The organism is Sandarakinorhabdus sp., from assembly GCF_987265915.1.
The window spans coordinates 3,122,782-3,140,311 of record NZ_OZ503948.1; the positions used below are offsets into that span (position 1 = coordinate 3,122,782).

General features: G+C 66.8%; 18 protein-coding genes. 10 read left to right on the forward strand and 8 right to left on the reverse strand.

Annotation, left to right across the window (positions count from 1 at the left end):
• Positions 1–51: 51 nt before the first annotated feature.
• On the forward strand, positions 52–645 hold the full coding sequence (locus AC6UUM_RS14860; protein WP_500803022.1) for a TMEM165/GDT1 family protein: 594 nt from the start codon (positions 52–54) through the stop codon (positions 643–645).
• Here AC6UUM_RS14860 and AC6UUM_RS14865 read toward each other — a convergent pair.
• The 4 genes from AC6UUM_RS14865 to ubiG all read right to left on the reverse strand — a co-directional run bounded on the left by AC6UUM_RS14865 (position 632) and on the right by ubiG (position 4,058).
• On the reverse strand, positions 632–937 hold the full coding sequence (locus tag AC6UUM_RS14865) for a hypothetical protein (protein ID WP_500803023.1): 306 nt from the start codon (positions 935–937) through the stop codon (positions 632–634). The genes AC6UUM_RS14860 and AC6UUM_RS14865 overlap by 14 nt on opposite strands.
• 24 nt (positions 938–961) lie before the next feature.
• Positions 962–2,167, reverse strand: a complete 1,206-nt coding sequence (locus AC6UUM_RS14870; RefSeq protein ID WP_500803024.1) for a CaiB/BaiF CoA transferase family protein — start codon at positions 2,165–2,167, stop codon at positions 962–964.
• Positions 2,164–3,102: a hydroxymethylglutaryl-CoA lyase gene (locus AC6UUM_RS14875; RefSeq protein WP_500803025.1), complete on the reverse strand. Its 939-nt coding sequence runs from the start codon at positions 3,100–3,102 to the stop codon at positions 2,164–2,166. The genes AC6UUM_RS14870 and AC6UUM_RS14875 overlap by 4 nt, the downstream gene beginning before the upstream one ends.
• Before the next feature lie 218 nt (positions 3,103–3,320).
• Complete coding sequence (gene ubiG, locus AC6UUM_RS14880; protein WP_500803026.1) at positions 3,321–4,058, reverse strand: bifunctional 2-polyprenyl-6-hydroxyphenol methylase/3-demethylubiquinol 3-O-methyltransferase UbiG; 738 nt, start codon at positions 4,056–4,058, stop codon at positions 3,321–3,323.
• A gap of 104 nt (positions 4,059–4,162) precedes the next feature.
• Between ubiG and AC6UUM_RS14885 the strand changes: the two genes are divergently transcribed.
• From AC6UUM_RS14885 to ptsP, 3 genes are read left to right on the forward strand one after another with little or no spacing between them, the layout of a single operon-like run.
• Complete coding sequence (locus tag AC6UUM_RS14885) at positions 4,163–5,407, forward strand: aspartate kinase (protein ID WP_500803027.1); 1,245 nt, start codon at positions 4,163–4,165, stop codon at positions 5,405–5,407.
• The gene (locus AC6UUM_RS14890; protein ID WP_500803028.1) at positions 5,404–6,444 is read left to right on the forward strand and encodes an NAD(P)H-dependent flavin oxidoreductase; all 1,041 of its coding nucleotides are present in this window, start codon (positions 5,404–5,406) and stop codon (positions 6,442–6,444) included. Before AC6UUM_RS14885 ends, AC6UUM_RS14890 begins: the two co-directional genes overlap by 4 nt.
• Entirely contained in the window at positions 6,444–8,705 is a 2,262-nt protein-coding gene (ptsP, locus tag AC6UUM_RS14895) for a phosphoenolpyruvate--protein phosphotransferase (protein ID WP_500803029.1), read from the forward strand. The genes AC6UUM_RS14890 and ptsP overlap by 1 nt, the downstream gene beginning before the upstream one ends.
• Before the next feature lie 155 nt (positions 8,706–8,860).
• Here ptsP and AC6UUM_RS14900 read toward each other — a convergent pair whose 3' ends face one another.
• Entirely contained in the window at positions 8,861–9,139 is a 279-nt protein-coding gene (locus AC6UUM_RS14900; RefSeq protein ID WP_500803030.1) for a YciI family protein, read from the reverse strand.
• Positions 9,140–9,300: 161 nt separating this feature from the next.
• On the opposite strand from AC6UUM_RS14900, the gene rpmB reads away from it, so the two are divergent.
• Complete coding sequence (rpmB, locus tag AC6UUM_RS14905; protein WP_500803031.1) at positions 9,301–9,594, forward strand: 50S ribosomal protein L28; 294 nt, start codon at positions 9,301–9,303, stop codon at positions 9,592–9,594.
• Positions 9,595–9,616: 22 nt separating this feature from the next.
• Positions 9,617–10,246 carry a GNAT family N-acetyltransferase gene (locus tag AC6UUM_RS14910; RefSeq protein WP_500803032.1) on the forward strand — a complete coding sequence of 210 codons (630 nt, stop codon included), beginning with the start codon at positions 9,617–9,619 and terminating at the stop codon, positions 10,244–10,246.
• Positions 10,247–10,255: 9 nt separating this feature from the next.
• Here AC6UUM_RS14910 and AC6UUM_RS14915 read toward each other — a convergent pair whose 3' ends face one another.
• Positions 10,256–11,248, reverse strand: coding sequence for an esterase-like activity of phytase family protein (locus AC6UUM_RS14915; protein ID WP_500803033.1), 993 nt, complete (start codon positions 11,246–11,248; stop codon positions 10,256–10,258).
• Between the two features lie 64 nt (positions 11,249–11,312).
• Between AC6UUM_RS14915 and recQ the strand changes: the two genes are divergently transcribed.
• Positions 11,313–13,109, forward strand: a complete 1,797-nt coding sequence (gene recQ / locus AC6UUM_RS14920) for a DNA helicase RecQ (RefSeq protein ID WP_500803034.1) — start codon at positions 11,313–11,315, stop codon at positions 13,107–13,109.
• Positions 13,110–13,113: 4 nt separating this feature from the next.
• Here the strand turns inward: recQ and AC6UUM_RS14925 are convergent, their stop codons facing one another.
• A complete protein-coding gene (locus tag AC6UUM_RS14925) occupies positions 13,114–13,926 on the reverse strand; it encodes a hypothetical protein (protein ID WP_500803035.1) in 813 nt (270 codons plus the stop codon).
• 106 nt (positions 13,927–14,032) lie between these two features.
• Here AC6UUM_RS14925 and AC6UUM_RS14930 point away from each other — a divergent pair, with 106 nt between their 5' ends.
• Positions 14,033–14,380 carry a hypothetical protein gene (locus AC6UUM_RS14930; RefSeq protein ID WP_500803036.1) on the forward strand — a complete coding sequence of 116 codons (348 nt, stop codon included), beginning with the start codon at positions 14,033–14,035 and terminating at the stop codon, positions 14,378–14,380.
• 48 nt (positions 14,381–14,428) lie between these two features.
• Here AC6UUM_RS14930 and AC6UUM_RS14935 read toward each other — a convergent pair whose 3' ends face one another.
• Positions 14,429–15,886, reverse strand: coding sequence for a hypothetical protein (locus AC6UUM_RS14935; protein WP_500803037.1), 1,458 nt, complete (start codon positions 15,884–15,886; stop codon positions 14,429–14,431).
• Between the two features lie 80 nt (positions 15,887–15,966).
• On the opposite strand from AC6UUM_RS14935, the gene AC6UUM_RS14940 reads away from it, so the two are divergent.
• Positions 15,967–16,953, forward strand: coding sequence for a cysteine synthase A (locus tag AC6UUM_RS14940; protein ID WP_500803038.1), 987 nt, complete (start codon positions 15,967–15,969; stop codon positions 16,951–16,953).
• Positions 16,954–16,983: 30 nt separating this feature from the next.
• The gene (locus AC6UUM_RS14945) at positions 16,984–17,271 is read left to right on the forward strand and encodes a hypothetical protein (protein WP_500803039.1); all 288 of its coding nucleotides are present in this window, start codon (positions 16,984–16,986) and stop codon (positions 17,269–17,271) included.
• Positions 17,272–17,530: the final 259 nt, after the last annotated feature.

The following is a 17,530-nucleotide window of genomic DNA, read 5'->3' on the forward strand; positions in this document are numbered from 1 at the left end:
ACGCAGTTTCCGCCCATTGCACCGGCAACGCAAGAGGCGGTAATGGCGCGGATGCTGACCACGCTGCCCATTATCGCAACCTCGGCCGGCGTCGTGGCGCTCGCCGAGATCGGCGACAAGACCATGTTGCTGGCACTGGTGCTGGCGGCGCGCTACCGCCAACCGTTCGCGGTGCTGGGCGGTATCCTGCTGGCAACATTGGCCAATCATGGCCTTGCCGCCTGGGCCGGCGTGGCGCTGGCCGGGCTGCTGGCCGGGCCGTTGTTCCAGACAGCGGTCGCCATCGGCTTTCTGGCGATGGCGGCATGGACCCTGGTGCCTGACAAATTGGACGATGCGCCCCAGGCCACCGGCACCAGCCATGCGCTGATCGGCACCATGGTGGCGTTCTTCGTGGTGGAGATCGGCGACAAGACACAAGTGGCCACAGTGGCGCTGGCGGCGCGGTTTCAGGATGTGATCGCCGTCACCATCGGCACCACGCTGGGCATGATGCTGGCCAATGCGCCGGCAGTGCTGATGGGGGAGGCCATCGTGGCGCGGGTGTCGCTGCGGCTTGTGCGCCGGCTGGCGGCGCTGCTGTTTGCCGGACTGGGCATCGCGATGCTGGCCCGGCTGTGGTATCCGGATCTTATTCCGGGCTGAGGCTGACGCGGCTGCCATCGGGCAAGCGGCGGAACACATAAGTCTTGCCGCCGGCCAGGGCGAAGCGTTGCCGCAACACCGGCTCGGCACAGCGGATATCGATATAATTGGCCATCACCGTCACCCGTTCCTTCGGCTCCAGGGTGATGGTCATCGCGGTATCGCTGGTTTCGCTGGACAGGCGGCAGCGCAGGCCGGCCATCGTCTCATTGCGGAAGGCATGGCCGGCATCGGCTGCCGCCGGCACCGCCACCAGCAGGGCGGCCGTCAGCAGGATCAACTTGGTACGCACGGATCGTCTCCCCGATATCACCCGTCAGATGATGCCACGCTGGCGCAGATCGGCAAGCGCGGGCGCGTCCAGCCCCAGCCAGCTACCATAGACGTCATCATTGTCTTGCCCAATATGTTCAGGAGCATGGCGGCGAATGGCGCCGGGCGTGGCCGACAGGCGCGGCATGACATTCTGCATGGTCACCGTGCCCAGATGCGGGTGCGGCACGGCGGTGATGGCGGCGCGGGCCTGGAAATGCGGATCGTCCAGCATATCCTGCGGGCGATAGACGCGGCCCGCCGGCACCCCGGCAGCGACCAATATGGCTTCCAGTTCGGCAATCGTCAGCGTGGCGGTCCAGGCGCCGATCAGATCATCGAGCTGGCGCTGGTGCTGCCCACGCGCGTCGTGGCTGGCATATAGCGGGTCGTGTGCCAGTTCCGGCCGGCCCATGGCGGTGCACAGCCGGGCGAACACGCCATCCTGATTGGCGCCGATCAGATAATCGCCATCCTTCGCCGGATAGACATTGGACGGCGCGATGCCGGGCAGGATCGCGCCGGAGCGTTGCCGCACAAATCCTGACGCGGCGTAATCCGGCACCAGGCTTTCCATGACCTGCAACACCGCTTCATACAAAGCCGAATCGACCACTTGGCCCCGGCCGGTGGCATGACGGTGATTGAGCGCCGCCAGTGCGCCCAGCGCGCCATAGGTGGCGGCCAGCGTGTCCCCGATCGAAACACCCATGCGCGCTGGCGGGCGATCGGCATCGCCGACAATGGCCCGCCAGCCGCCCATCGCCTCCCCGATCAGGCCAAAGCCGGCGCGCGCGGCATAGGGCCCGGTCTGGCCGTAGCCGGAGACACGCACGATGATCAAACCTGGGTTGATGGCGTGCAGGGCGTCTGGCGCCATGCCCCATTTTTCCAGCGTGCCGGGCCGGAAATTCTCGATCAAGATGTCGGCCTTGGCAATCATCTGCCGGGCCAGGGCCTGGCCTTCGGGCCCACGCAGATCGCAGCTGACACAGCGCTTGTTGCGGGCGATCACCTGCCACCACATCGGCTGCGCGCCGCCGCCCCAGCCGCGCATCGGATCACCCTGCCCCGGCGCCTCGATCTTGATGACATCGGCGCCCAGGTCGCCCAGCAACTGCCCGCAGAACGGCCCGGCGATCAACTGGCCCATTTCGATGACGGTGATGCCCGCCAGCGCACCTGTGTTTTCCATCGCCTGGTCGGTCATCGGGCAGCAGGCAGCGGCCGCGCCACGAAATCTCCGGCCTTGCCGGCGCGGCTGGGCAGCGGCCGGCCCATGATGCCGGCGAACCACTGGTTTGCGGCCAGCGCGGCAGTGAGATCATAGCCAGTGGCGACGCCGGAATGGGCGAACAGATACAGCAGCTCTTCGGTGCCGACATTGCCGGCAGCGCCCGGCGCGAACGGGCAGCCACCCAAGCCACCCAGCGCCGAATCGAAGGTGCGGCACCCGGCCTGATAGGCGGCCCAGGCGTTGGCCGGCGCCAGGCCGCGGGTGTCATGCAGGTGCAGGCGGATCGGAATCGGCGCGATGGCGGCGATGACACGGGCAGTCAGGTCAAACACCTGCGCCGGCACCGCCACGCCGATCGTGTCGGCCAGGGCGATTTCCTGCGCGCCGGCATCGGCCATGCGCGCCGCCAGCGCCACGACATGATCCGCCGCCATCGGCCCTTCATAGGGGCAACCGAAGGCCGCGCTGATCGTCACCTGGGCATAAAGCCCGGCATCGCGGGCCTGTTTCAGCATGGCGCGATTGGCGATGATACCATCGGAAACGCTCTGGCCCTGGTTGATGATGCCGAAACTGTCGCTGGCGACCAGCACGCAGCCAGCTTCATCGAGCGGGCGCGGCGTGTCTTGCGTGGCGATGGCGCGGGTGACGCCGCGCTCGTTCAGGCACAGGCCGATGAAGCGCACGCCGGGCGCTGGGGGCAGGCCGGCGACCACCGTTTCGGCATCGGCCATTTGCGGCACGCGGCGCGGATTGACGAAGCTCGCCACCTCGATCCGCCGCGCGCCCATGCCGATCAGCTGATCGATCAGGCGCAGCTTATCGGCGGTTTCGACAAAGCCGGCCTCGTTCTGCAGGCCGTCCCGGGGGGAGACCTCGACGATCGAAACGGCGGCATCAATATCCATAGCCGCGCACGGAAGCATAATCGGTGGATTCAGGCAAATCGGCTGCAGATCCCGGGGGTGCGCGCTTTTGGCCAAGCCCAAAGCCGACTTTTGCTGTGGCAATCGACATTACATTCCGTTAATGTTGTCGTGATGGTCGCTTCCCCCCCGAAGTGGCCATCATGGCGGCCCACGCCGCCCGGCCCGCCGCGCCACCCCCACCCAGGCGCGGCGGGCCGTTAGCTGGCCTTGGACGCGCTGAGGAAATAATTCACTGCCACATCGCCACTGATATGAAAGCCCTTGCCCGGCCGCCACGACAAGCCGGCTGGTTCAGCAGGCGTCAGGCCGGCGTTCTGCAACGCTTCGGCGAGTTCATCGGGCGTGAAGAAGCGGTTCCAATCATGGGCGCCACGCGGGATGCTGCGGGTGAGATATTCCGCGCCGGCAATCACCACCGCCCAGCTCGCCGCGGTGCGGTTGGGGGTGGAGAATATCGCCAGCCCGCCGGGTTTGAGCAAGCGGGCAAGCGCGGCAAAAAACCCATCGCGGCCCGCGACATGCTCGACAACTTCCAGGCACGTGATCAGATCATATTGCTCGCCGCTGTCGGCAAGATCCTCCACGGCGATGCAATGATAGGCGATATCCAGCCCGCCGGCCTGCGCATGCGCTGCGGCCGCGGCGATATTCTCAGGCGCGGCATCGATGCCCGTAACGCTGGACCCCATGCGGGCCAACGGCTCCGCCATCAGGCCGGCACCGCAGCCGACATCAAGGGCCGACAGACCGCTGAGCGGCCGGCGGCTTCTGGCATTCAGGCTGAAATGCGCCACCGCCTCTGCCCTGATATGCGCCGTGCGCACCGGTGTGATGCGGTGGAGCATGGCCGACGAGCCGTGCGGGTTCCACCAATCGCCGGCCAGCGCGCCAAAGAATGCCGCTTCGTCCGGGTTGATGCTGGCCGCATTGGTCATCTTTGCTTCGCCTCACGAAAGCTGCGCCTTGCTTGCCATTGCCCCCCTTGGTTCCTATCAGGCAAGAGCAATAGTGGAGCACGTGACAAGGGAAGCAGCCGGCCATGGCCCGGATCGTGATGAAATTCGGCGGAACATCGATGGCGGGGACAGAGCGGATTCGCAATGTCGCCGCCCGGGTGAAACGCGAGGTCGATGCCGGCAACCAGGTTGCGGTCGTGGTCTCTGCCATGGCCGGCGAGACCGACCGGCTGGTCGGCTATTGCCGCGAAGCCTCGCCACTGGCCGATCCGGCCGAATATGATGTGGTGGTGGCAGCCGGCGAACAGATCACCGCCGGGCTGTTGGCGATCACCCTGCAATCGGCGGGGGTGAAGGCGCGCAGCTGGCTGGGCTGGCAAGTGCCATTCCGCACCACGGCCGCGCACAGCGTGGCGCGCATCGAGGATGTCGGCACCGCAGCCATTTTGGCCGGCATGGCGCAGGGCGAAGTGGCAGTGGTGCCGGGCTTTCAGGGCCTGACCGACGACAATCGGGTGACGACGCTGGGCCGCGGCGGATCGGACACATCGGCGGTGGCGCTGGCCGCCGCGCTCAAGGCCGACCGCTGCGACATCTACACCGATGTCGATGGCGTCTACACCACCGATCCGCGCATCGTGCCGCGCGCGCGCAAGCTCAGCCGCATCACCTATGAAGAGATGCTGGAGCTGGCCAGCGTGGGCGCCAAGGTGTTGCAGACACGGTCGGTGGAACTGGCCATGAAGGAAAAGATGGTAGTGCAGGTGCTGTCGAGCTTCTCCGACGCACCCGGCACGCTGGTGGTGGACGAGGATGATGAAATGGAACGCATGATTGTTGTGGGCGTGGTCGCCGATCGTGGCGAAGCCAAGGTGACGTTGGTGGGCGTGCCCGATGTGCCGGGCGTGGTCGCTGGCATCTTCGGGCCACTGGCCGATGCCAACATCAACGTGGACATGATCGTGCAGAATATCGCCAAGGGCGAAGGTACCACCGACGTGACCTTCACGGTGCCGCGCGCGCAATTGCCGGCATCGCTGGCGGTGCTGGAAAAGGCCCAGGGCGGAATCGGTTTCAAGCAGCTGATTTCCGACGATGATGTCGCGAAGATCTCGGTGGTGGGTGTCGGCATGAAGAGCCATGCCGGGGTCGCCGCCACGATGTTCCGCGCGCTGGCCAGCCGCGGCATCAACATCCAGGCGATCACCACATCGGAAATCAAGGTGAGCGTGCTGATCCCGAAGGATTATGTCGAGCTCGCCGTGCGCGTGCTGCACACCGCCTATGGCCTGGATGGGCCGGCACCCGATGCGGAGACCGAGGCATGAGCAATACCCCGCATCTCGACGCCGCATCCGCACGTGGCCGGGCGTTTCTGGGCACGCGCCATGCCATCATGGCCGGCGCGATGACCTGGGTGTCGGAACGCAAGCTGGTCTCCGCAATTTCCAATGCCGGCGGCTTTGGCGTGATCGCCTGCGGATCAATGCCGCCCGCCCTGCTGGAGGCCGAAATTGCCGCGACGCGGGCGCTGACTCAACTGCCGTTTGGCGTCAATCTGATCACGCTGCACCCGATGCTGGATGAACTGATCCAGGTCTGCGCGCGCCAGAATGTCAGCCATGTCGTGCTGGCCGGCGGGCTGCCATCGGGCGCAGCGATCGCCGCGATCAAGGCGTTCGGCGCCAAATTGATGTGCTTTGCCCCCACCGCGGCGCTGGCGAAGAAATTGGTGCGATCAGGCGTTGATGCCATCGTCATCGAAGGATCGGAAGCTGGCGGCCATATCGGGCCGGTGTCGCTGACCGTGCTGGCGCAGGAAATCCTGCCGGTGATCACCGATGTGCCGGTGTTCGTTGCCGGCGGCATCGGGCGGGGCAACGCCATTGCCGCCTATCTGGAAATGGGCGCCTCGGGTGTGCAGCTGGGCACGCGCTTTGCCGCGTCGGCAGAAAGCGTGGCGCATGAAAAGTTCAAGACCGCGTTTGTGCGGGCCAGCGCCCGCGATGCGTTGTCGAGCGTGCAGATCGATCCGCGCCTGCCGGTGATCCCGGTGCGCGCCTTGAAAAATGCCGGCAGCGAAGCCTTCAACGAACGCCAGCGCGAAGTGGCAGCAGCGGTGGACCGCGGCGAGATGGATCTGGCCGCCGGGCAACTGGCCATCGAACATTATTGGGCAGGCGCCCTGCGCCGCGCCGTGGTGGAAGGCGACATCGAGAACGGCAGCCTGATGGCCGGGCAATCGGTGGGCATGGTGACCAAGGTACAGCCGGTGGCGGAGATCATCGCCGAACTGACCAGCGAAGCCGAGGCCGCGATCAGCCGGCGCTTTGCCCCCCCTGAACGACGGGAAGCAGCCGCCTGATGCCCCCCGCCAGCGCCGCCCGCATCATCCTGCGTCGCCTTCACGATGTGATGGCCGGGAAAGCCGCGGCGCAGGCCAAGCTCAATCAGGTGGTGAAGATCGTCGCCGACGAACTGGGCAGCGAAGTCGCCTCCATCTATCTGCTGCGCGATGGCGTGCTCGAGCTTTATGCCACCTTCGGGTTGGCGCAGACCGCCGTGCATGTGACGAAATTGTCGATGGGCCAGGGCCTGGTTGGCACCATCGCTTCGCGCCGCGAGCCACTGAGCCTGGCCGAAGCCAAGGCGCACCCGGATTTCGTCTATCGCCCCGAAACCGGCGAAGATGATTTCCACAGTTTCTGCGGCGTGCCGATCGTGCGACGCGAAGCCGCCATCGGCGTGCTGGCCGTGCAGCACCGCGAACCGCGCGAATATGCCGAGATCGAGATCGAAGGCCTGCAAACCGTCGCCATGGTGCTGTCCGAACTGATCCACGGCGCTGGTCTGGTTGATGATGCGCAGGCGATGCGGATGCGCGCCGCCAACTCCGGCCCGCTGCGCATGAACGGGCTGAAGCTGGTCGATGGCTTGGCGCGCGGGCTGGCGGTGTTCCACCAGCCGCGCGTGGTGGTGGAACACACGGTGTCGGACGATGTCGAGCTGGAGCGCACGCGGCTGGTCGATGCCTTCCGCCGCATGCGCGAGCAGATCGAAACCATGATGGGCCAATCGGAGTTCGTCGCCGGCACCGATCACCACGAGATCCTCGAAACCTACAAGATGTTCGCCTATGACGAAGGCTGGGCGCGGCGCATCAACGATGCCATCGAAACCGGCCTGACCGCCGAAGCTGCGGTGGAGCGGGTGCAATCGCGCAACCGGCTGCGCATGCGCAGCATCGATGATCCTTACTTGCGCGAACGGCTGACCGATCTCGATGATCTGTCCAACCGGCTGTTGCGCATTCTTTCCGGGCAATTGGGCACCGCGGCGCAACTGGGCTTGCAGGGTGATGCGATCCTGATCGCGCGCAACCTGGGGCCGGCGGAGCTGCTGGAATATGACAAGCGTCACCTGAAGGGCGTGGTGCTGGAAGAAGGCAGCCTGACCGCGCATGTCATCATCGTGGCGCGCGCCATGGGCGTGCCGGTGCTCGGCCGTGTCGAACATCTGTTTGCGCAGGTGAATGATGGCGATGAACTGATCGTCGATGCCGGCAATGGCGCGCTGCTGGTGCGGCCGACCGCAGCCACGATCAAATCCTATCAGGCGATGCGGGTGCTGAAGGCCCGCCAGGCCGAACAATGGGCCAAGGTGCGCGACCTGCCGGCCATATCCCGGGATGGCCGCCAGATCGCACTCTACATGAATGCCGGGCTGGTCGATGATGCCGCGGCGATTCCGCTGGCCGGCGCCGATGGCATCGGGCTGTTCCGCACCGAATTCCAGTTCCTGGTGTCCGCCACGCTGCCGCGCCGCGAACGCCAGCAAGCGCTGTACAAGGGTGTGCTCGATGCTGCGGGCGACAAGCCGGTGGTGTTCCGCACCGTCGATATCGGCGGCGACAAATCGGTGCCCTATCTGGCCGGTGACGAGGAGGACGAGAATCCGGCGATGGGCTGGCGGGCGCTGCGCCTGGCGCTGGGTCGGACCGGCCTGATGAAGGTACAGGCGCGCGCCCTTCTGGAGGCTGCCGCCGGCCGCACGCTGAGCGTGATGTTCCCGATGGTATCGGAACCCTGGGAGTTCGCCGAAGCCCGTGCGCTGGTGGAAGCGCAGCGCGAACGGTTGCAGGCATCGGGGCGGCCGGTGCCGTCCGGAGTGGAATATGGCGCGATGATCGAAGTGCCGGCGCTGATCGAGCAGCTGGATGTGTTGCTGCCGATGGTGGATTTCGTCTCGATCGGCACCAACGACCTGACCCAATTCCTGTTTGCCGCCGACAGAGCCAATCCGCGGCTGGCGGATCGTTATGACTGGCTGTCGCCAGCGATCCTGCGCGTGATCCGCCGCGTCGTGTGTGCCGCCGCCGACCATGATGTGCCGGTCACCGTCTGCGGCGAAATGGGTGGCCGGCCGCTGGAGGCGTTGGCGCTGATGGCGCTGGGCGTCGAGCAATTGTCCATCACCCCGGCCGGCATCGGCCCGATCAAGGCGATGGTGCGCGCCGCCACGCTTGAGCCGTTGGGCGATGCGATGCTGGGCTGGCTGGCGGCACCAGGGGTGAATATCCGCGCGGAATTGTTGAGCGCAGCCAAGCGGCAGGGGCTGATCTTCTGATCCACCTCCCGCTCACCCTGAGCTTGTCGAAGGGTCGTGGCGACGAAAGGGCCGACCGGCCCGCCAAGCCACGGCCGGCGGCGAAGCCGCCGAATCCGTTCAAGGTGCAGAAGCAAGGCAAGAAGGCGCGTGCCGGAGTCGGCAAATGGCTGCGCCTACGGCAACACCTTGTGCCAGTTCGTCACCGACCGGGTCTCGAACAGCCCGGCCTGATGATAGGGATCGGCATTGGCAAAGGCGATGGCGGTGTCGCGATCATCGAACTCCATGATCAGCAGCGATCCCATGGTGCGGCCATCGGGGCGCAGCAGGGGCCCGGCGACCAGCACCTTGTCCTTGAAGAGATCGATGTGCGCCAGGTGCGCCGGGCGGTTGGCGGCGCGCAGTTCGGCGCTGTCGGGCTTGTCGATGCAATGGATGGCGAAATAGGGCATGGGCCCGTTCTGCACCGGCCGTTGCGGGCAGTCCAGCCCCTCCCCCAAGGTTGACGCCATGGCAGGGCTGGGTTATGCGCCGCCCCCTGTTGTGGCTGTGCCGATTCCGGCAGGGCCGCCTTCACAGATTCGATTTGTTTTTTGATCAAGGACGTACCGCCATGTCGCGCGTTTGCGAATTGACCGCCAAGGGCCGCCAGGTCGGCAACAACGTGTCCCACGCCAACAACAAGACCAAGCGCACATTTCTGCCCAATCTGCAGAATGTCACACTGATCTCGGACGCGCTGGGCCGCAGCGTGCGCCTGCGCGTGTCGATGAACGGCCTGCGTTCGGTGGAACATGTCGGCGGCCTCGACAATTGGCTGCTGAAGACCAGCGACGATCTGCTCAGCCCGCGCGCTGCCAAGCTGAAGAAGGAAATCAAGAGGCAGGCCACCGCCGCCGCTGCTTGATTGACGGTTGCAGCCGCCGGCCGTGCGCAACACCATCCGGCACCTGCCCCCTGACGTGCGGGTCGCCACACCGGCGGATAGGCCGGCGCTGATCACAGCGCTGGCCGACGCCTTCATTGATGATCCGGCCATGGCGTGGATTTATCCCGACCGCGACCGGCGGCCAAGGCAACTGCTGCGGTTTTTCCAGTTGATCACCGGTGCCGACGCCAGGCTCGATCTGGCGCATGTCGCCGTTGCCGCCAATGGCGCTATCATCGGCGCGGCGCTGTGGCGGCCGCCGGGCCAAGCGGAAATGCCGACCAGCACATTGATCGCCGCCCTGCCCCGCCTGATTGCCACATTCGGCTTTGCCCTGCCGCGCAGCCTGGGCCTGATGGGCGCCATGGACCGGCAGCACGACAAGCGGCCGCACTGGTATCTGCAGTTCATCGGCGTGATCCCGCAGGCGCAGGGCCTGGGTGTGGGCGGCGCGCTGCTGAAGGCCGGCATCGATCGCACCGATCAGCACGAAACGCGCGCCTGCTATCTGGAGACCGCCACACCGGCCAATGTCGGCCTGTATCAATCGCGGGGCTTTGCCGTGCAGGGCGAATGGCAGCACGGCGACGGCCCGAATTTCTGGTCGATGTGGAAGACGGCAAGCCGTTAAGGCAAGCCTTCACCGTGATTGGGCAGCAGCCGCCAAGGCCGTGATATCCAGCCGCAGCAGCAACGTGCGCTGCGCCGCGGCGAAATTGTCGTCAGACACCAGATAGAGCATCGTCCGGCCGGCTTCGCGCCTGATGGCCGCCCCTTCCATATTGTCAATCGGCCAGGCCGAATTGCGGTTCCAGCGCAGCAAGGGCCGGGCGGTGACAATGGCGACGCCGGGACCGCCGAGATCAATCAGGCTGAGCGCTGCCGCCGTCTCCACGCCGGTGAAGCGGCGATGCAGCAGCAGCACGCGGGTCGCATCCAGCGCCACCGCGTCGGTGATGGCAAAGCCCGGCAGCCCGGCCACGTTGATGCGGCGGGCCTGCCCGGAGGCTGCGATGAACACACTGCGGTGCAGCCCGGCTTGCGCAACTTCGGGCAGCCAGAACATGGCGCCGCCGGGCAGCAGTGCCAGCGCCTCGCCGCCGCCATTGGCCTGCCAGCGCATCGCATCCGTGCGCCAGTGCGTTGCCACCAGCCGACGCGGCGGCATGCCATCATAGATCAGGATCCGGTGCTGCTGTTCGAAGCTGACCGCCAGGCGGCCATCGGGCGCCACCTGCACGGCTTCTGAATCCATGTCATATTTTTCACCGCCGGGCGGCGACGGCAGCCCACCCATTTCGGCGCTCGTCACGCCGACCAACTGGCTGCCACGCACCTCGGGGCGCAGCACCAGCCATTGCCCGGCATCGCTGACCGCCAGCAACCGGCCATCGGGCAGCGCCGTCAGCCCCGAAAGCCCGCCGAAGCCGGGATCATCGCTGCGAAGCGCCAGGGCCCCGGCCAGACGCACGCCGGAAAGGCTGACACCGCTGCCCGGCAGCGATTCGGCCCTTATGGCGATGGCGTGCGGCGCGATCGGAGGCCCCAGCCCCCGCGGCGGCCGCAGCTCGATCCACAGCACCCAGGCGGCGGCCGGCAGCAGCGCGGCCAGCAACGCCCATTCCCAAATCACAGTTTGTCGCCAACGCATCCACAAGCCCATAGCAACGCAGCAAAGCCCCGGCTATCGACATGCCATGACCCCACATGACGTGCTTACCCGCGTGTTCGGCCACGCCGAATTTCGCGGGCCGCAGCTGGCCATCATCGCCGACATATTGGCCGGGCGCGACGTGGTGGCCATCATGCCGACCGGCGCCGGCAAATCGCTGTGCTATCAGATTCCGGCGCTGATCCGGCCGGGTACGGCGCTGGTGATCTCGCCGCTGATCGCGTTGATGGAAGATCAGGTGCGCGCATTGAAGGCGGTCGGCGTGCGCGCCGCCACGCTGAACAGCCAGGCCAGCGATGGCGAAGAAGTGTGGCGGGCGATGCGCGATGGCGCGCTTGATCTGCTCTATGTCTCGCCGGAACGCGCCCTGAGCGAAGGCTTTGGCCTGTTGGCCGGGCGGGTCGAAATCGCGCTGATCGCCATTGATGAAGCGCATTGCGTGTCGCAGTGGGGGCATGATTTCCGCCCCGAATATCGCCGGCTGCGCCCGTTCTGCGATGCACTGCCCGGTGTGCCACGCATCGCATTGACGGCGACCGCCGATCGCGAGACGCGTGTCGATATCGCGCGGCAACTGGGTATCGGTGATGATCGCGTGGTGCTTTCGGGCTTTGATCGGCCGAACATCCGCTATGATGTGGCCGGGCGCGACAATCTCAAACGGCAGATCCTCGATTTCCTGGGCCAGCACCGCGATCAGGCCGGCATCATCTATGCCCCCACCCGCGCCGCGACCGAGAAGATCTGCGAATGGCTGACGGAGGCGGGCATCAACGCCCGCCCCTATCACGCCGGGCTGGAGCCGGGCACGCGCAGCCGCCACCAGGCCGATTTCGTCAAATCCGAATCGATGGTGATGGTGGCAACGATCGCGTTCGGCATGGGCATCGACAAACCCGATGTGCGATTCGTGCTGCACGCCGGCATGCCCAAATCGATCGAGGCCTATTATCAGGAAACCGGCCGCGCCGGGCGCGATGGCGATCCGGCGGTGGCGCAATTGATCTGGGGCGGGGAGGATGTGGCGCGGCTGCGCGGCTTCATCGCTGCCGGTGACGGCGACGAGGCGCGCAAGGCCGATGAGACGCGGCGCATGAACGCGCTGATCGCTTTCCTGGAAACCAGCGGCTGCCGGCGGCGCGAATTGCTGCGCTATTTCGGTGATGCGCCGCCCGATGCCTGCGGGAACTGCGACAATTGCCTGAACCCGCCGCAGTTGCTGGATGCCACAGAGGCGGCGCGCAAACTGCTGTCGGCGGTGTATCGCACTGGGCAGCGGTTCGGCATCGGCCACCTGACCGAGGTATTGTTGGGCAAAACGTCTGAAAAGGTGTTGAAATTCCGGCATGAGCAGGCCAGCGTGTTCGGTATCGGCAAGGATGTGTCTGTCGATCAATGGCGCAGCCTGACCCGCCAGCTGGAAGCGACCGGCGCCCTGATGCGCGATCCCGAACATGGCGGCCTGGCGCTGGGGCCGGCGTCCCGACCGATCCTGAAAGGCGAGGTGGCGGTGCAGTTGAAACAGGCGCCGGCCACGCCGCCACGCCGCGAAGGCCGTTCAGGCAGCACGCGGCGTGACGCCGGTTCGGCCGACGTCGCCGCCGGTGATCAGGCGCTGTTCGATGCGCTGCGCCAGCGCCGGCGCGAACTGGCGGCGGCCGCCGAAGTGCCGCCCTATGTGGTGTTTCACGATGCGACCCTGCGCGAGATGGCACGCCTGCGCCCACGCACGCCCGATGATCTGGCACGGGTGCCGGGCGTGGGCGCCAGCAAGCTGGAACGCTGGGGCGCGGATTTCCTCAGCGTGATCGCCCGGGGGTGAGCGTTCAGCAGCGGCCGGAGCGTTCGATGGCCGTGCCAGCCAGTGCACCGACAATTCCGCCGATCACCACACCCGTACCGCGATCCCAGCGGTTGGCCAGGCCATAGCCGATGGCCGCGCCAGCCACACTGCCGGCCAGCGCACCGCCGCCGGTCGAGCGGCAGCTCCAACCACGATTGCCACCGCCATAGTAGCCGCCATAACCGCCACGATAAAAGCCGCTGTTCCAGCCCGGCTGGATCACGACGCCGCCGCCCCAGCCGCGATTCCAGCCGCCATAGCCGCCGCCAAAGCCACGGTTCCAACCGTAACCGCGGCCGCGAAACCCGCCGCGAAAGCCATTGCCGCGCCAACCGACCGGCACGGCATAAGCAACGGGCACCGGATAGGCGACCGGCACGACGCGCGTCTGCACCACCGTGACCGGCGGCGGATAGGGCTGGCCATAACCCGCTTGCCAATTGGCGCCCTGTGGGTAGCCATCCTGCTGATAAACGGCCTGATCATAGGCCGGTCGTTCGTCGAAATATGGCTGATCGGCCGATCGCACATAGCCGGCTTGGGCCGGATCATAGCCCGGCTGTAGGCTATCTTGCGGATATGCGGGCGGCGGATAGGCCATCTGATATCCGGGCGCGGCTATCGCCGGCGCCGCCACCGGGGCTGCTCCGGCAAACTGGCTGGCCGGGACATATTCGGCGCGCAGCCGCACCGGTTCGCCGTTGCGCGTCGCCGGTATGACCAGAGGATTGGCCAGCGCGGCGCTGGCAGCCAGAACGGGCACCAGCAGCGCTGGCAACATCAACTGCTTCATCATGCATACAGGATGCGGCTGGCAAGTTGAACGCTGGCTTAATCCGGTCGTCACCTGCTTGTCGCCGATCGGCAAACCACGGATGATGCGGCCAATTGCCAAGGAGACAATGATGAATGCTTTTTCCATTCGCAACCCGCTGTTGATTGCCGCGGTGATCGGCCTGACCGGCCCCGCGGCCAGCCCGGTGCTGGCCCAGCAGACCAGCAACCAGGCGCAAAGCCAATCGCAGACCCTGCCGACCCTGTATGAATATGATGGCAAATCCTATCAGACGCTGGAGCAGTGCCTGCGCGCCAAGAAACGGGCCAAGACACGCGGGGCCATCGCCGGTGCCGTGATAGCGGGCGCCGGTGCGGCCCTGCTGGGCGGCAATGTCGGTGAAAGCGCGCTGGTGGCCGGCGCCGGTGCCCTGGCTGGCCGCGAAATCGGCCGCGCGTCGGCCAAGCGCTGCTAGCAGAAAATCTGCCCGGCCTGAGCGAGCCATTCCGGGTGCAAAGCGACTCTAGTTCGCTCCGGCCGCGCCTGCGCCGGGCGGCAGCATCCGCCCCAGCGGGTGGCGGCCTAATGCATTGGCCTGAAAGCCACTGACACCGTTTGCCACCAGCGCCCAGCGCACCGGACGCAGCAGCGGGATGAAGGCCGGATCGACCATCAGCGCGGCTTCGGCCGCCGTAACCGCGGCCGCGCGGGTGGCCAGATCATTGCCGGCGTCGCGCGCCTCTTGCAGCAGCCGGTCGGCCGCGGGGCTGCACGGCAGCGCGCGGCCGCAGCGCCAGCGGGCAAGATGCGCCGCCGCGTCCGGCACCGGCGCGGTGATTTCCTGCAGCGCCAGATCGTGGCGCGGCACAGCGCCGCCGGTGCGGCGCTGCGTGACCATTTCAAGCGAGATGCCCAGCGGCACCCAGCTGGCCGCCAGTTCGCGGGCGATCAGCGCCGCCTCGGCGCTCGCCGGCACCAGTACGGTCAAGGCCAGTGGCCGCGACGGGCCATGGCCGGTTGCGGCCAGCAAGGCGTTGGCCTGGACCTGGCGCGCGCCGGGCGGCAGGCGGCGTTCGTCGAGCGGGGCCGGCAGCCCATCCCACAGCCTTGTCTGCGCCTGCAAGGCGGACAGCGCGAAACGATTGGCCAGCACTGCGCCATCGGCCGCGAGCAGCAGCGCGCGGCGCAGGCGCGGATCGGCGAGCCGGCCGCCGGGCGCCACCGCGAAGGGCGCGATGGCGAGGCCGATGACGCCGTGCACCGGTTCGACAATCAGCGCTCGGCCGGTCGCGCCGGCGCGTACAGTGCCCAGCCCGGCCAGGCCTTCGCCCAGCACGACATGCACATCGCCGGCGGCAAAACCGCGGACCGCGGCGGCGGCATCGGGGGCATCAATGATGATGCGGGCGGCCTGCGCATCAGCGGTCGCGGTACCACTGCGTCGGCTGAGCCGGATCGACGCGCCGTCGCGGCCTTGGGCATAGGCCCCCGGATAGGCCTGACCACGCCGATTGCGCAGCGCCAGCGCCGGTTCGGCCAGAAATTCGAGCAGAAACGGAGTCGGCGGGCGCGGCAACAGCTCGACGACGCGGTTTATGGGTGCGCGCACATTGCCCTTCGCAGCCAGCCCGGCATCGGCCAGCAGGGCGCGCGCCGCGGCGTTGCGGGGCCGCCGCAGGCTGGCGACGACATCGCCGGCCACCAGTTCGGCCCCCGGCCGGCCATCGCGGCCGGGCCAGCGCAGCGGCGCCAGGCGCAGGATCAGCGCATCGCCTTCATCCAGAAACCGCCAGCTGGTCGCCAGCCCGGTGGCCAGTTCGCCATTGGCGCCGCGTTTCAGCAAGGTGGCGCTGGTGGCTTCGGCCGCGAGCGCGTCGGCCAGCGGGCCATCACCGATAACCGCAACTTTCAGTTCCCCGCCGGGCTGGTCGCCGCATGCTGCCAGCAGCAGCGCCGATGCAAGGAAAGCGAATATACGCATGACAATCAGTTTAGCCATGCTTGCCCGCACCGCAACACAGCTTCCTTGCTGCAAGGTCGCCCGCCGCGTAGAAGCTGCCCATGAACTCCAACCCTGATATTGCTGCCGACATCACCCGGCTGATCGGCAACACGCCGCTGATCACGCTGGCCAGCCCCAGCCGCGACACCGGCTGCACGATTTTGGGCAAGGCCGAATTCCTGAACCCCGGTGGCAGCGTGAAGGATCGCGCCGCGCTGGGCATCATCGATGATGCAGAGGCGCGCGGGGCCTTGCGCCCAGGCGGCATCATTGTCGAAGGCACCGCCGGCAATACCGGGATCGGCCTGACGCTGGTCGGCCGGGCGCGCGGCTATCGCACCATCATCGTGATGCCCGAAACCCAGAGCCGCGAGAAGATGGACACGCTGCGCGCCCTGGGTGCTGAACTGGTGCTGGTGCCGGCCGCGCCCTATGCCAATCCCGGCCATTATGTGCACACCTCGCGCCGCATCGCCGAGGAAACGCCGGGCGCGATCTGGGCCAACCAGTTCGACAATGTCGCCAATCGCCTGGCGCATATCCGCACCACCGCCGCCGAGCTGTGGCAGCAGACCGGCGGCCGGATCGATGGCTTCACCTGCGCGGTGGGCACCGGCGGCACGCTGGCCGGCGTCGCGCTGGGGCTGCGCGCCGAAAAGCCGGAGATCACCATCGCCCTGACCGATCCGGAAGGCGCCGCGCTGTACAACTGGTTTGCCCATGGCGAGCTGAAGGCCGAAGGATCGAGCGTATCGGAAGGCATTGGCCAGTCGCGCATCACCGGCAATCTGGATGGGCTGCAGGTCGATGCGCAATTTCGCGTGCCCGATGCCGAAGGGCTGCACTGGGTGCGCCGGTTGAACGATGAAGAAGGCATCTGCCTGGGCCTGTCTTCGGGTATCAATGTGGCGGGCGCGGTGCGGCTGGCGCGGCACATGGGGCCGGGGCATATCATCGCGACCATCTTGTGCGACAGCGGATTGCGTTATTTGTCAACGATTTACAATGATGAATGGCTTGCTGCCAAAGGCCTTGCCGCCGGGTGACCATACACCGTAGAATCATGGTTGATGGATATGAAGATTTCAGACCTCGGTGCCGGCCCGCCCAGCAAGGGATCGGGCGATGGCAGCGCGGGCGGTTCTGGTCGGGCGCCCGGTGCGCTGGCCCGGCTACGGCGGCCGGAGCGCAGCGGCGAACGGCTGCGCTGGGGCCTGACCGGGCTGGCAGCGATCTTTCTGATCGTGATGCTCGCGGCGGCGCGTCTGGGCCCGGCGCGGGTGAACGACCAGCCCGGCGCCGGTGAGCCGCTGGCGGTGCTGGGCGTCGCGCCCGGCCCGGCCACCCGGCCGCAAGAGAAATGATCCAGCCGCAGGCGTGCGGGCTGGCAGCGAATCGGCTGGCGCGGCGCGACGGCCCTGGCGGCGCGCGCGGCGTGAAAAAGCGCACAATTTTATCCACAGGCCGATTTTGCGGAGGCGCACGGAGAACGTCCCAAGAACGATTTGCCAAGAAATGCAGTTTGCCCATGGATATCCCCAATTGAGACCATATCGGCCCATCAGATTCCATTGAGGCCCACTCAATCCCATGATAGACCGCTTATCCACAGTGGGATGGGGC